The sequence below is a fragment of the Cytobacillus oceanisediminis genome (assembly GCF_004366035.1).
Taxonomy (GTDB): domain Bacteria; phylum Bacillota; class Bacilli; order Bacillales; family Cytobacillaceae; genus Cytobacillus; species Cytobacillus oceanisediminis_C.
Map to the genome: position 1 here is coordinate 377,145 of NZ_SOEE01000004.1, position 14,717 is coordinate 391,861.

Genomic DNA, 14,717 nt, shown 5'->3' on the forward strand with positions numbered 1-14,717 from the left:
GAGATGGGGAAAATCATTCAGCTGGAGGATGCGCTTTCTAATAAAATTGCTGCCGGCGAGGTGGTGGAGAGGCCAGCATCGGTGGTAAAAGAATTGATGGAGAACTCGATCGATGCCGGAAGTACGATTATTGAAATCGAAACGGAAGAAGCCGGCCTGGCCAAAATCCGCATTATCGATAATGGCGATGGCATTGAAGAAGATGATGTCCTGAATGCCTTTCATCGCCATGCCACCAGTAAAATTAAAGACGAAAATGACCTTTTCCGCATCCGCACGCTCGGATTCCGAGGAGAGGCATTGCCAAGTATTGCGTCAGTTTCGAGAATTGAAATGAAAACCTCAACCGGGGATGCCGGCACACGTGTTGTCATCGAAGGCGGAAAAGTCGAAGTGATGGAAAAGGCACCCGGCAGAAAAGGGACTGACCTTACCGTGACGGATTTATTTTTCAACACGCCGGCAAGGCTTAAATATATGAAGACGATTCACACAGAGCTTGGCAATATTACAGATGTGGTTAACAGGCTTGCGCTCGCCCATCCGGAGGTCGCCATCCGCCTGATCCATAATGAGCGAAAGCTCCTGCAGACGAACGGAAATGGGGATGTCCGGCAGGTGCTTGCAGCTATTTATGGGATCAATATTGTGAAAAAGATGGTTCGGATTGAAGCAAGCTCACTTGATTTTAAAATCAGCGGCTATGCGGCACTGCCGGAGATTACAAGGGCATCAAGAAACTACATTTCTACCATGATCAACGGCCGCTTTATCAAGAATTACTCATTGGCCAAAGCCATTCAGGAGGGGTATCATACTTTGCTGCCAATCGGCCGCTACCCGATTGTGCTCCTGAACATTGAAATGGATCCGCTCCTTGTCGATGTGAACGTCCATCCATCGAAAATGGAGGTGCGCTTAAGCAAGGAACATGAATTGAATGAGCTTGTATCAGGTGCTTTGAAGGCAGCATTTAAAAAAGAGGAACTGATCCCTTCCGGATTTACACAGCCGAAGACCATAAAGCCTAAGTCAGAACAGACGGCTCTTGATCTGGATCATTTGCCTGAGCATCGGGAGCATGTGCCTTCTTATGTGCGTGAAACGAGGGAGGAAGCTATCCGGCAGTACCCGAATGGGGCAGTTCTGCAAAGCCCTCCAGTTCAACCGGCAGCAGCAGAATCTCCTGACTTGCAGGATGCTCCTTTCATGGAATTAAGCCCTTCAGCTGAAGAATTGCCTGAAGCGGATCAGCACATATTCCAGCCCGAAGAGCCGAGAGCTGCAGGATTGAAACAGTTTTTTGCAGAGACCGCCACAGTGGAGGAGCCATCCCGGGTGCCGCCGCTCTATCCAATTGGGCAAATGCATGGGACATATATTTTTGCCCAAAATGACCGGGGCCTTTATATAATTGATCAGCACGCCGCCCAGGAGCGGATTAAGTACGAGTATTTCAGGGAGAAAGTCGGCCAGGTTGAAAGTGAATTGCAGGAAATGCTTATACCGCTGACATTTGAATACTCAACGGATGATTATATTAAAATTGATGAATACAAAGGCGAGCTTGAGAAAGTGGGGGTATTCCTTGAGCAGTTCGGACATAACAGCTTTATTGTCCGTTCCCATCCGCAATGGCTGCCTAAAGGCGAGGAACAGGAAATCATCGAGGATATGATTGAACAGCTTTTAGCCATGAAGAGAGTTGATATTAAAAAGCTGCGTGAGGAAGCTGCCATTATGATGAGCTGTAAAGCTTCCATTAAAGCGAACCACCACCTCCGCAATGATGAAATCCAGGCGCTGCTTGATGAATTGCGGAGGTCTTCCGATCCGTTCACATGCCCGCATGGACGGCCGATCATCATTCATTACTCCACTTATGAAATGGAAAAGATGTTCAAACGAGTGATGTAGAGAGGTTTGCGGCAAGGGGAAATTCTCCTTGCCCACTTTTTGCCCATTTAACTTAAATATGACTCTAGTTTTAGTAAATTTACAGTTTCATATTTTTTTGTAATATGAACATAGACATCGGCTGTCATATTGATAGTTGAGTGCCCCAATCGTTCACTAGCAAACTTTAGATCTGCACCACTTTCCAGCAACATAATTGCGTGAGTGTGACGCAATCCATGCGGGGAAATGTGGGGGAGGTTTGTATTAGCTTTTTTTAAAATAGAATCAATCGTCTTGTTGACTCCGTATTCTCCAATTTCTTTTCCGTTTGGGCACCTTACTAAGAACTCTGATTTATGGTAATCGGCACCATGTTTCATTTTATTTTTCTTTTGCCATAACTGATACTGCTTTAAATCAGCAATTAAAGTATTATCGATCCCAATTGTGCGGTTACTTGATTTGGTTTTTGGTTTTTTCACACCATTATCACTTCTCGTTTTTGTGATGGAAATGGTTTTATTTTCAAAATTAATATCTTCCCATTTTAAGGCTAACATTTCACCTTTTCTCATTCCTGTTCGGAGCAAAATGGATGCGATAATATAATGATGATATGGAGATTTTTTAGCTGCATCCATGAAGATTTCTACTTCATCTCTTGATAAATAATTAATTTTTTCTTCTTCGTCAACTTTTATAGATATCCCTTGATACTTATTATGTGTAACCATTTCTAGTTCAACAGCTTTATTGATTGCAGTACAAAAAATAGAATGAATCGTCTGAATGGTTTTTTTAGCGTATCCTTTTTCAACTAACGTATTAATAAATTTTTGATATTCTATCCGTGTTAACTGATTCATCTTATAATTTCCGAGGCTTGGGATAATATGATTATTGATATACCAAAATCTATTAAATAATGTTCTTTCTGCGCATTGGGCTCCATAAATTTCTAACCATTCGGTAAGCCAATCCTTTAGTATAGTTTCGCTATTTGCAATAACAGAATGTTGCCGGAGATAAAACTTTTTCTCCACTTCGGCTGCTTCAATCTGTGCCTCTTTTTTAGTTCTAAATCCACTTTTACTTTTTTCTTTTGGTTTTCCAGTAGCAGGGTCTATATATTTAATTCTGTATTGCCATGAATTACCCCTTTTTCTGAAACTAGCCATGAATGCCACTCCCTTTTAAGAATATATGTTCTGTTTTTGTTGAAAAGAAAAGCCCAAAAGGGCTAAACCTTCACTACCGGCCTAATCTGCTTCACGCCTTCAGTAATATCATTCTCCTCGTTCCAGGTAACCATCTCAATAATCATATCCCTGCAGCCTGATTCACGCCATTGTTGCTGGATCCATTGGTAGGCTACAACTGCAACCGCGAAGTTTGGATCATCCTTAAAATCTCGGTCTCGAACGAAAAACTCTCCGCGGCTTGAACCTCTAATGCCTTCAATATTGAGCATTGTTTCAATTACTATTCTCATTTTTTCACTTCCTTTTTGCATTAATTATACACGAATATATGTTCGGTTATGATGCCATGCAGAGCGGGTTTGTTATATAAGATAAATGATGATTCTTTTGGAAAAAAAGAAAAAAACACTACTCTCTGCAGAATAGTGCATAAACACCAATGGCTTTACGAATTTCCACTCAAACTATTTATAATTGTATTGGAAAAGATTTCACTTGTATAAATGACTTCATCAGCACCTGCTCTTTTGGCATTCTCTATGCTTGAATCAGAGAGTATCTCAATAATAGTAAACACAGAAGGATTCAGGGACTTAATTGCTAACAATGAAATAACTGATTTAGAATCAGAGACTGTTTCAGAGGAGTGCCTATCAGCTGTGATGAAAGTTATATTTGTATCCTTTATTCCAGCTCTCTTCAATGTTTCATCAAACATAGGATTTCCATATATATATTCAACTGACTCAGATGAATATGGGAGTTCCCTCACTGAGCAATCAATAATATTTATTTTTACATTTGAAATGGCTGTTATGATTTCTATTAACTTCATTGCTCTCTCGTTCCAGCCAATAATGAGAATGTTGGTATTATCAAGTTTTTTAACAGTCATTAGTTCACACACCTAATTTTAATATTATTTTAATCATAGACGCTTATCAGAATTCTTAAACAACTTTATTAAGATTAGACAAATAGTATTGACAATAGAATATGATAGGAGTAATTTATATTTATTATTTTTAATACAAAGACCTTTTTGCTGAATCTTTTGAGCGGGGGAACCATTTCTGATAAACGATGTTTATCTTGGGGTGAATCTTAGCATATTAAGCTAAGAAGGGATACTCTCAATCCCTAATCCGACAGCTAACTCCGTAAGCGCTAATCGAGAGAAGGGTTAATGATGTCATTGACCATTCTTTTATTAAGAGTGGTCTTTTTGTGTCCATTTTTGGAAAAGGAAGGATATGTCTTATGAATAAGCAGTATGCTGTTTTTGGTTTAGGACGTTTTGGTGGAAGCTTGGTAAAAGAGTTTCATGAATTAGGTGCAGAGGTTTTGGCAATCGACATTGACCAGGAGAAGGTGAATAAATTTGCTCATTTTGTTACCTATGCTGTACAAATTAATGCATTTGACGAAGAAGCACTAAAACAAGTAGGGATAAGAAATATTGACCATGCCTTTATTTCCTTCGGTGAAAATATAGAGTCGAGTATTCTAACATCCTTGGTGTTAAAAGAAATGGGAATACCCGTAGTTTGGGCAAAAGCACATAATGATTATCACGCTAGAGTTCTTGAAAAAGTGGGTGTTGATCGAGTAATTCATCCTGAAAGAGATATGGCAAAGCGGATAGCAAATCATATCGTTTCTGATAAAATGATTGATTATATTGAGCTATCAGAAGATTATAGTATGGTTGAAATCGTTGCATCAAGTAAAGTACATAATAAATCTTTAATAGAACTTGATATTAGAGCAAAATACGGATGCAACATTGTAGGAATTCAAAAAGGGAAAGATATTATTGTGTCACCATCAGCAGAAGAAGTTATCCAAAAGGGCGATATACTAATTGTTATGGGGCATAACTCTGATATTAACCGATTTGAGAAAGAAGGAGTATAGTGTGAAGCGCGGAATTATTAATCTCAACCCATCCCAGTTGCTTATCTTGGTATTTGCCGTATTTATCTCTTTAGGTACCATCTTGCTTAAATTGCCCTTTGCGACGACAGAGTCCATTAGATGGATTGATGCCTTATTCACTGCTACTTCAGCCATGACGGTCACTGGACTCGTTGTAGTAGATACCGGAACAGCCTACACCTTATTTGGTGAAATTGTCATTGCTTCGTTAATCCAGGTGGGTGGTTTAGGAATCATGTCATTTGCCGTTCTCATTTATATGATGCTTGGCAAAAAAATTGGCATCAAAGAACGATTGGTTGTGCAGCAGGCATTGAATCAAACATCCCTGGGAGGAGTTATCCAATTAGTTAAAAACTTATTTATCTTTTCGATAATAATTGAATTCATCGCAATGGCATTTTTGTCAGTGAGATGGGTGCCTGAGTTAGGATGGGGAAAAGGATTATATAATAGTTTTTTTCATGCTATTTCAGCATTTAATAATGCCGGATTTGCTTTATGGCCAGACAGCCTAATGGGATATGTCGGAGATCCTGTTGTAAATATTGTGATTACTTTCTTATTTATAATCGGTGGTATTGGTTTTACAGTATTATCTGATTTATGGTATAAGAAGGAATTCAAAAAAATGAGTCTTCATTCAAAAATGATGGTTGTGGGTACATTTGTAATCAATATTGTTGCAATGTTAATTATATTTGTGTTGGAATATAGCAACCCTAATACTCTTGGTGGCTTAAATTCCATAGGTGAAAAACTTTGGGCTTCTTATTTTCAGGCAGTTACACCTAGAACTGCAGGTTTTAATACATTAGATATTGCAGGCCTAGAAGAATCAACAATATTTTTGTTTCTTCTATTAATGTTTATAGGAGCCGGGAGTGCATCTACAGGTGGAGGAATTAAACTAACAACCTTCTTAGTCATTTTATTCTCGGTTATCACTTTTTTAAAAGGGAAAGAAAACATAGTATTAGGAAGAAGGTCAATTAGTCTTACAGTTGTTTTACGTTCTTTAGCCATCTCAACCATCGCATTATTTTTTATTTGTTTTGCAATTTTTATTCTAAATATTACAGAGGATGCACCATTTCTCATGGTTGTCTTTGAAGTAATTTCAGCATTTGGAACAGTTGGATTATCAATGGGACTAACAGGCTCACTAACCTTTATCGGGAAATTTGTTATCATTTTTATAATGTTCGTAGGGAAATTAGGTCCTCTTACATTGGCATTCTCACTTGCAAATCCTGAAAAAGCAAAAGTTAAGTATCCTAATGAAGAGATCCTTACAGGATAAAGTTTATACTTTTAAATAAATGGGTGGATTTTGCCCCGTTAGGTTAATCTTATTGACCTAACGGGGCAAAATTTCTGTTATAAGTTTGTGAATTAATGATTTAAACAATCAGGTGATAAATCCAAGATTAGCTGCTGATAAGGCAGCCTCTTTCTTCTTCGACAAACGGGGCAGGTTTGTTGAACAAGGAATGATATACTTTTGTTAAAAAGTAATTAGAGGTGGAAAAAATGGAGCCATTTTGGGAAAGGGCTTATTTGGATGATGAAGTTGAGACATTCGGAAAGCCAAGCGAAGAAGTAATAAATGTAAGCAAACATTTACATAGAAATTCAAAAATACTTGACCTGGGTTGTGGGGATGGAAGGCATGCAATCTATTTGGCAAGAATGGGACACATAGTGGATGCAATAGATATATCAAAAGCAGGGATAGCCAAAGTTAACCGTATTAAAGAAAAACTCAATTTAACGAATTTAAGAGGATTTGTAAGAGATGCAACAAACTACTCGAGTTTAACTGTACATATGATTTAATTATCTCACATGGACTATTTCATTTTATTGAAAGGAATAATTGGTCAAATATTATTCATCGTATGAAAAAAGGAACTCAAAAAGGTGGATACAACATTGTTACAGTTTTTACGGATGAGGTTGAAATACCAGAAGATTAAAAGCCCTATGTTAAAGGCATATTTCATGAGGGAGAATTAAAAAAGCTGTACTTTGATTGGACAATAGAAATGTACCGTTCTTATCAGTTCGAGGATGAACATGAAAATAATATTAGACACTGTCATGCAGTAAATAAGATTGTTGCAAGAAAGTTATAAGTAGAACAATGGAGAAAAATTTGTTCTTATTCAACTATTAAGATATTAGCTGCCAATAGGCGGCTATTTTTCTTACTTAACAAACGGGCAGGTTTCTTCAACAAGAGTTGTGTTTTTGTGGTAAAATATAGGTAATTCTTTAATTGAGAAAACCTGCTATTGATAATAAGGAGTTGATAAAAATTCCTAAGATTGCAATGAAACGATGTTTTGCATTAAGACTAGTGGGGTTTATGATTCTCCTGGCATTTGTTATTTTTAATGGTTTAGAAACAAAAAGTTTTATCGCATTGTTGATAACACCTTTATTTTTCATAGGAATGCCTTGGTACAGTTATTTTAGAAAAGAACAAAGGTAAATTTATTATTGGTTATGGTTTTTGTCTTATAGATAACGAATAGCTTGCCTTTAATAAGGGTTGCTGCGGCAGCTCTTTTCCTTTTTACACTAACGGTACAGCTGTCTTGTATAAAAAACATTAAAAAAGTTCAAATTTGTGAAAAAATGCACTTAAACAATAGGGTGCTTTAGTTGAATAAGAAATCAAAATGATCACAAGCAATAGATGTTGACGAATTGTTGACGAAAACGGTCAACAATGGTCCATTTTAAATCTAAAGGGACAAACTTCATTCCTTCTAAAGCCTTGATATGTAAGAAATTTTCCATAATAACTTTATTGCTTCCGTGACTGTTTGCTACTTTGACAGGGTAGAGGTCGCTGGATAATTATAAATGTCCAAAACAAGCAAAATTGGGCTATTAAATGATTAAAAAAATCGTTCCGACCCCAAACCGACCCCAAATTTAGATAATTAATTTTTATGAATAAACAAATTGAATAAAATAAAAAGCGCGAAACCCTTGATCTACAAAAAATTCGCGCTTTTCTTTAATAACGTCCCAGGCGAGATTCGAACTCACGACCTACAGCTTAGGAGGCAGTCTATAATCTGTCATTAATTAACTTTACCATTAGAACATCTTTATTAGGCAACTGTTATTATGTATTATTCAGGACTTGCAAGAGAGGTCTAAATTATGGGGTTGTTGACGAAAACGGTCAACAACTGTCCGTTTTAAACTTACAAGAACATACTTCATTCCTGCTGAAGCCTTGATATGTAAGGATTTTCTATAATTACTTTATTGCTTCAGTGACTGTTTGCCACTTTGCAGGGAGAGGTCGGTGGTTCGATCCCAGCCGGAAGCAATTGGGTATTGGAAAGTCTGATTTAACTCTACCCACTTTTTGCCCATCTTTGCCCATATTTTCACTTCTTCATATATCGAATAGAATGTAAAAATATCAATATATCAATGTTTGATTTCTTTTATTTTCTTCTATTATATAGTCTGATTACTCCACTTATGAAATGGAGAAAATGTTTAAGAGAGTAATGTATAAAAGAGCGACGCCGAACCAGAGTGGTTCGGCGTTTTTTAATTTATAGACGATAATTATGTTATGTAAACTAATCGGCGTTCCATCCCTAATTTTCTTTTTTAGCTCATTTCGCTCATAAAAAACTTTATTTCTACGATAAAAACCTTTTTTTTGCTCAAAACGTCACTATACCAAACAAACAAAGCATCCATTTCGCGAAATGGATGCTTTTCTTATAGCTTATCTCACTGCTGTATGCAATTTATCAATAAATTTCAGGGCTTTTCCTGTTCCAATCGCTACAGATTCAAGAGGGCTAGGTGCAAGATGTACAGGGACTACAATTTCCTGTGAAAGCCATTCCTGCATGCCGTTTAAAAGGGCACCGCCGCCGGAAAGGATCACACCGCGGTCTACGATGTCTCCGCTGAGTTCAGCCGGACTGTCCTCTAATGTTGCACGGATTGCTTCAAGAATGTGAAGCAATGATTCTTTGATTGCATCACGGATTTCATATGAAGTTAGAGTAATCGTCTTAGGCAGGCCTGTAACAAGGTCTCGGCCGCGCACTTCCATTGTCAGTTCTTCGTGGTCAACCAGCGCGTAGCCGATTTCCATTTTAATATGCTCGGCTGTTCTTTCTCCGATCAGGACGTTGTATTCTTTACGCACATATTGAATAATATCATCGTCAAGTCTGTCGCCGCCAATCCGGATGGAATTGCAGGCTACCACTCCGCCGAAAGAGATGATGGCTACTTCTGTTGAACCGCCGCCAATGTCAACAACCACGTTCGCGACAGGCTCATCGACAGGCATGCCTGAACCAATTGCTGCTGCTACAGGCTCTTCGATCAGATGTACTTTCTTCGCTCCTGCATTGCGGACAGCATCATGGATGGCTCTTCTTTCAACACTTGTCGAACCAGATGGCGTACAAACAACGACATTCGGCTTCCTGATTGCAAATCCGACTTTTTTCGATGCTTTTCGCATAACCTGGCGAAGCATTTCAGTAGTGGTGTCATAGTCGGCAATAACCCCGTCTTTAAGCGGACGGATGGCAACGATGCGGCCTGGTGTTTTCCCGATCATTTCCTTTGCTTCTTTACCAACAGCTAACACTTTTTTCGTTTCTGTATCAATTGCTACAACAGAAGGTTCATTAAGGATAATGCCTTTTGTTTTGCTGTATACAAGGATATTAGCAGTTCCTAAGTCAATTCCAATTTCAGATGTATTTAACATGAATTCTTCACCCAATTTCAAATTTATATTGTCACAATATAACCTTCTAATAAATTAACATGATTTTGGGGGTTACCCTTTATTTGTTATGGAATCGTTAATAAAATGTAATTTTATAAGAAAATTTTAGGAAACTTGTCGAATAGGAAAGGTGAAACTTGTTCATAATGCATAAATGTTCTGTTTTTATAAAAAGAATGGTAAGATGATACCTGAAAAATTTTCCTGCTATATGGTAGGATAATAATTAGAATGGCAGTAAAGGCAGTGAACAGATGAGTGAAAAAGAAAAGCTTGCAGTGCTGATTGGCCCTACAGCTGTTGGAAAAACAAAATTAAGCATCCTTCTGGCAAAAAGATTTAATGCCGAGATCATCAGCGGAGATTCTATGCAAATATATAAAAGCATGGATATCGGCACGGCAAAAATTAAAGAAGAAGAGATGGAAGGAATTCCGCATCATCTGATTGACATCAAAAATCCTGAAGACCCCTTTTCGGCTGCTGAATTTCAGGAACTGGTCCGCAGCAAAATCACAGAGATCACTTCAAGAGGCAAACTTCCAATGATTGTTGGAGGCACGGGATTGTATATTCAATCCGTTATTTATGATTACCAATTCTCTGATGCGCCTTCAGATGAGGAATTCAGAAAAACATTAGAGGATCGCGCCGAAAGGGAAGGGAACGATGCTCTTTTCAAGGAGCTTTTGGACATAGACCCTGAAAGTGCGGAAAAAATTCACCCCAATAACATTCGAAGAGTGGTCAGGGCATTGGAAATTTACCATTGCACAGGGAAAACGATGTCTCAGTATCAGGAGAATCAGGATCCAGCACTTCTTTATGATACGGCGCTGATTGGGTTGACCATGGACCGGGATACCTTATATGAACGCATCAATCTCCGGGTTGAGATCATGATGAAGGAAGGCTTGCTTGAAGAGGTAAGAGCCCTATATGATCAGGGATTAAAGGATTGCCAGTCCATACAAGCCATCGGGTATAAAGAGCTGTATGAATACTTTAATGGACGTGTTTCTCTGGAGGATGCCGTAGTAAATCTGAAGCAAAATTCAAGAAGATATGCAAAAAGGCAGCTAACATGGTTTCGAAACAAGATGAATGTGGAATGGTTTGATATGTCCGATACAGCCGGCCCTCATGAGTTTGAAAAAAAATTCGCTGAAATTTCTGCTCATATTGAAGGAAAGCTGAAAATAAAATCGAATACATAATGATAGAGATAAAAGAGGAGGATTATAATGAAATCAGCAATCAATATTCAGGATCAGGTTCTTAATCAGCTACGCAAGGATAATATTAATTGTACTGTATTTTTGTTAAATGGATTCCAAATTAGAGGCCAAATCAAAGGCTTTGATAATTTCACGGTATTATTCGAGTCAGAAGGCAAGCAGCAGCTCGTTTATAAGCATGCCATTTCTACCTTCGTTCCACAGCGCAATGTTCAGCTGGATATGGAAAACCAGCAATAATATAAAAGTTAACATTCAGAAGAAAAGCCCGCTTTAATTGAAGCGGGCTATTTTCTTATGCAAAGACAACGCAAATATTTTTAATGAAATGGAGGTTGGCTGAATACATATAGATATGAGGGAGCCTGCCTGCTGGGCTTGTTTTCCATGAACAGGCAGAATGCTTCCAGGTATCGCAGCAACTAAAGCGGAGGAAAGCCCGAACAGGCGAAAATTTCACCTTATTTCTCGGGAAACCGCATGAACCGACACTCATGCATCAGTGATTGCTGAAACGCGAGGGAACTTGTCGGATTTTAGCCTAATAACCGTAATCTTGCGGATGCATATAGGCTTTTGTCACAACGATTACTTCTATGCGTATACTGTGCTAAGAATGTGAGGTGATAGCTTTTGGACCAGCCGATTCGCCTGAAGAATAACGGACAGATCAGCATCGTGCTCAATTCACAAAAGAGAAAAACATACACAAAAGAGCTTCCCGAATCCCAAGCGGCTCCAAAAGCCATTCCGCCTGAGCATACAGCTCTGAAAGAAATTGAAGAAGAACTTGGCGCTCTTGTGGGAATGGAAGAGATGAAAAAAATGATAAAGGAGATCTATGCGTGGATTTATGTGAATAAAAAGCGGGAGGAAGCCGGTCTCAAAGCTGGAAAGCAGGCATTGCATATGATGTTCAAAGGCAATCCCGGCACCGGTAAGACTACGGTTGCCCGATTAATAGGCAAGCTTTTTCAAAAAATGAATGTACTGTCAAAAGGTCATCTAATTGAAGCTGAGCGCGCTGATCTTGTCGGTGAATACATTGGTCATACCGCCCAGAAGACAAGGGATTTGGTGAAAAAAGCGATAGGCGGGATCCTGTTCATCGATGAAGCATACTCCTTAGGAAGAGGAGGAGAAAAAGACTTTGGCAAGGAAGCCATTGACACTCTCGTTAAGCATATGGAAGACCGCCAGCATGAATTTATTCTTATACTGGCGGGCTACTCAAGAGAAATGAATCACTTCCTGACGCTGAATCCTGGCCTTCATTCCCGGTTCCCCCTAGTTGTTGACTTTCCTGACTATTCGATTGAGCAGCTGATGGAAATCGGGGAGCGGATGCTGAAGGAACGGGAATATACATTAAGCCACGAATCTGAAAAGAAACTGAGGGAGCACTTACACTTTGTGAAAAATAATCTCAGCCCAAACAGTTTTTCGAACGGGCGCTACATCCGAAATATCATTGAAAAATCAATCCGGACACAGGCCATGCGTCTATTATTGCAAAACTGCTATGACAAACATGATCTGATGACCATCAGAAGCAATGATTTGGTGTTTGAAGAAGCCGATTAAGGGGATATTTAATAAAAAAAGACAGTGTCAAAGAACATTGGCATTGTTTTTTTACTGAAGGAGGAATATAAAATGAACAATATTACGGTTTATACGACCAATACATGTCCTTACTGTACGATGGTGAAGAATTTTCTGGATGAGCAAGGACTGGAGTATAAAGAGGTTAATGTGCAGAATGACCAGCGAGAGGCACAAAAACTGGTTGCAACCACTGGACAAATGGGAGTGCCGCAGATCAATGTGAATGGCAATTGGGTTATTGGCTTTGATCCAAATACGATAATGGCGAATGTGAAGCAATAATATAGAGGGGGCCTGCTCATGGTGGAGCAGGTCTTTTTTATGGAATTGTGAACTCTGCAAATAAAATTGCATATTAGCAAAAAAAGTACCTATATTCGCAAATAAATAGGAAATTTTGCAAAGAAAGTGACTGAACTGGCAAACAAACAGCTTAAACCGGCAATTAAACATCTGAACCATGATTCTGTTTGAATTTCTAAGTGTAATTTCAAAAAAACATCAGGATAAACTGATGTTTTTTATTTTGAAGAAAGAATTTTCAAAAAACATTGACCGAAATTCCTGGGGGTGATTTAATAATTATAAGTGGTTGGGTCACCTAACCATTTTATTCTGGAAGGAGCTTGAGAAATGAAAATCCTAATTACTGAACTAATCTGGAAAGAAGGAATTGAAGAGTTAATAAATAATGGCTTTCAAGTGGATTATGATGAAAATCTATGGAGTAACCGTGAAGAATTATTGAGAAAAATAAACAATTACGATGGATTAATTGTAAGAAATCAAACAATTGTAGATCAGGAATTAATGGCAGCTGGTCTTCAATTAAAGGTTATAGGCAGGCTTGGAGTTGGACTTGATAATATAGACACAAAATCAGCAAAGAAAATGGGAATTCCAGTTGTTTATGCTAAAAATGCCAATGCCACTTCGGTGGCAGAGTATGTGATGATGGCCATGCTAAGTGTTTCCCGGCCTCTACATCTTGCTGATTATGATGTCAGGAAAGGAAATTGGGATAGAAAAACATACACCGGGATGGAACTAGCGGGTAAAACGCTGGGCCTTATAGGGTTAGGTGAAATCTCTCATCGCGTTGCCAAAAGAGCAAAATCGTTTGGAATGAAAGTGATCGGCTATGATCCCTTTATCGCGGATTATGATCACATCGTTTCTGAAACTGGGGTTCAAATAAAAGAATTAACAGATCTGCTTGCTGAATGTGATTTTATTTCCTTGCATGTCCCGCTTACAGCTTCAACCAAGTATTTAATCTCCGAGACAGAACTTCAATCAATGAAGGTTTCTTCCTATATTATTAATACGTCCCGAGGCGGTATTATAAATGAACTTGATCTTGAAGCTGCTTTGACCAATGGTTCGATTGCAGGAGCGTTTCTGGATGTACTTGAGGAAGAACCAATTCACCAGTCGAACAAACTATTGACCTGCTCAAATGCTGTCATTACTCCGCATATTGCTGGTTTAACGGAAGAATCACAAATTAGAACTTCTCTATTGGTGGCAAAGGAAGTAGCAAAGGTTATGAAAAATCAGCCGTCTTTATGTGTAATTTAAAAAAGTTTCCGAAAATTTAAATAAATAATTGACTTTGCCATTTAGGAGTGGTTTAATTAACCTATAAACAGTGGTTGGGTCACCCAACCAAAATAAAAAGGAGGTAATCGAATGAGTAATAACAGTCAATCTACAACTCTGGCAGACACGCATTCTCCTGAGTCTAAAGAGGTTAGCACACATAAGTTTTTAATTCATCATAAGGGAGATCATGTAGGGGTAGCGACTAGTCCAATAAAAGAAGGAGAACAGGTTATCGGAATCTTCATGGATGATAATTCTGAGGTGTCTGTAAAGTCTCGCGGGGATATTCCTTTAGGGCATAAAATTTCATTAGTGGACTTAAAGAGTAATCAGCCAGTCTTAAAATACGGAATTCAAATTGGGTTAACAACAACGGAATGGGCTGTAGGAGACTATGTCCATACTCATAATATTAAAACGGCGAGGTGGTAA

15 protein-coding genes and 1 riboswitch are annotated in these 14,717 nt (G+C 38.5%); of the genes, 11 read left to right on the forward strand and 4 right to left on the reverse strand.

All coding sequences use genetic code 11. The features are described from left to right. Nucleotides 1–3 precede the first annotated feature (3 nt). Nucleotides 4–1,917: a DNA mismatch repair endonuclease MutL gene (gene mutL, locus DFO72_RS12645; RefSeq protein ID WP_113882023.1), complete on the forward strand. Its 1,914-nt coding sequence runs from the start codon at nucleotides 4–6 to the stop codon at nucleotides 1,915–1,917. A gap of 47 nt (nucleotides 1,918–1,964) precedes the next feature. On the opposite strand, the gene DFO72_RS12650 is transcribed toward mutL, so the two are convergent. The 3 genes from DFO72_RS12650 to DFO72_RS12660 all read right to left on the reverse strand — a co-directional run bounded on the left by DFO72_RS12650 (nucleotide 1,965) and on the right by DFO72_RS12660 (nucleotide 3,996). Beyond that, nucleotides 1,965–3,077 (reverse strand): site-specific integrase, encoded by a 1,113-nt coding sequence (locus DFO72_RS12650; protein WP_113882024.1) that lies wholly within the window; start codon nucleotides 3,075–3,077, stop codon nucleotides 1,965–1,967. A gap of 62 nt (nucleotides 3,078–3,139) precedes the next feature. Further along, the gene (locus tag DFO72_RS12655) at nucleotides 3,140–3,391 is read right to left on the reverse strand and encodes a hypothetical protein (protein ID WP_166672472.1); all 252 of its coding nucleotides are present in this window, start codon (nucleotides 3,389–3,391) and stop codon (nucleotides 3,140–3,142) included. 155 nt (nucleotides 3,392–3,546) lie between these two features. Next, nucleotides 3,547–3,996, reverse strand: coding sequence for an NAD-binding protein (locus tag DFO72_RS12660; protein ID WP_113882025.1), 450 nt, complete (start codon nucleotides 3,994–3,996; stop codon nucleotides 3,547–3,549). A 138-nt stretch (nucleotides 3,997–4,134) separates the two neighbouring features. Continuing rightward, a riboswitch (cyclic di-AMP (ydaO/yuaA leader) is annotated at nucleotides 4,135–4,284 on the forward strand. A gap of 77 nt (nucleotides 4,285–4,361) precedes the next feature. Here DFO72_RS12660 and DFO72_RS12665 point away from each other — a divergent pair. From DFO72_RS12665 to DFO72_RS30690, 4 genes are all read left to right on the forward strand, one after another. Next, nucleotides 4,362–5,018 (forward strand): potassium channel family protein, encoded by a 657-nt coding sequence (locus tag DFO72_RS12665; RefSeq protein ID WP_113882026.1) that lies wholly within the window; start codon nucleotides 4,362–4,364, stop codon nucleotides 5,016–5,018. Between the two features lies 1 nt (nucleotide 5,019). Next, complete coding sequence (locus DFO72_RS12670; RefSeq protein ID WP_113882027.1) at nucleotides 5,020–6,342, forward strand: TrkH family potassium uptake protein; 1,323 nt, start codon at nucleotides 5,020–5,022, stop codon at nucleotides 6,340–6,342. Between the two features lie 230 nt (nucleotides 6,343–6,572). Beyond that, entirely contained in the window at nucleotides 6,573–6,878 is a 306-nt protein-coding gene (locus DFO72_RS12675; protein ID WP_113882028.1) for a methyltransferase domain-containing protein, read from the forward strand. Nucleotides 6,879–6,904: 26 nt separating this feature from the next. Next, entirely contained in the window at nucleotides 6,905–7,018 is a 114-nt protein-coding gene (locus DFO72_RS30690) for a hypothetical protein (protein WP_395858170.1), read from the forward strand. 1,787 nt (nucleotides 7,019–8,805) lie between these two features. Here DFO72_RS30690 and mreBH read toward each other — a convergent pair. Beyond that, entirely contained in the window at nucleotides 8,806–9,813 is a 1,008-nt protein-coding gene (mreBH, locus tag DFO72_RS12690; protein WP_113882030.1) for a rod-share determining protein MreBH, read from the reverse strand. Nucleotides 9,814–10,088: 275 nt separating this feature from the next. Between mreBH and miaA the strand changes: the two genes are divergently transcribed. From miaA to DFO72_RS12720, 6 genes are all read left to right on the forward strand, one after another. Then, nucleotides 10,089–11,051 carry a tRNA (adenosine(37)-N6)-dimethylallyltransferase MiaA gene (miaA, locus tag DFO72_RS12695; RefSeq protein ID WP_113882031.1) on the forward strand — a complete coding sequence of 321 codons (963 nt, stop codon included), beginning with the start codon at nucleotides 10,089–10,091 and terminating at the stop codon, nucleotides 11,049–11,051. 27 nt (nucleotides 11,052–11,078) lie between these two features. Continuing rightward, nucleotides 11,079–11,312 (forward strand): RNA chaperone Hfq, encoded by a 234-nt coding sequence (hfq, locus tag DFO72_RS12700; RefSeq protein WP_009330585.1) that lies wholly within the window; start codon nucleotides 11,079–11,081, stop codon nucleotides 11,310–11,312. A 393-nt stretch (nucleotides 11,313–11,705) separates the two neighbouring features. Continuing rightward, on the forward strand, nucleotides 11,706–12,656 hold the full coding sequence (spoVK, locus tag DFO72_RS12705) for a stage V sporulation protein K (protein WP_113882032.1): 951 nt from the start codon (nucleotides 11,706–11,708) through the stop codon (nucleotides 12,654–12,656). 72 nt (nucleotides 12,657–12,728) lie between these two features. Beyond that, the gene (locus DFO72_RS12710; RefSeq protein WP_113882033.1) at nucleotides 12,729–12,962 is read left to right on the forward strand and encodes a glutaredoxin family protein; all 234 of its coding nucleotides are present in this window, start codon (nucleotides 12,729–12,731) and stop codon (nucleotides 12,960–12,962) included. A 351-nt stretch (nucleotides 12,963–13,313) separates the two neighbouring features. Then, complete coding sequence (locus tag DFO72_RS12715) at nucleotides 13,314–14,261, forward strand: hydroxyacid dehydrogenase (protein ID WP_113882034.1); 948 nt, start codon at nucleotides 13,314–13,316, stop codon at nucleotides 14,259–14,261. Between the two features lie 111 nt (nucleotides 14,262–14,372). Beyond that, nucleotides 14,373–14,717, forward strand: a complete 345-nt coding sequence (locus DFO72_RS12720) for a UxaA family hydrolase (RefSeq protein WP_019381820.1) — start codon at nucleotides 14,373–14,375, stop codon at nucleotides 14,715–14,717.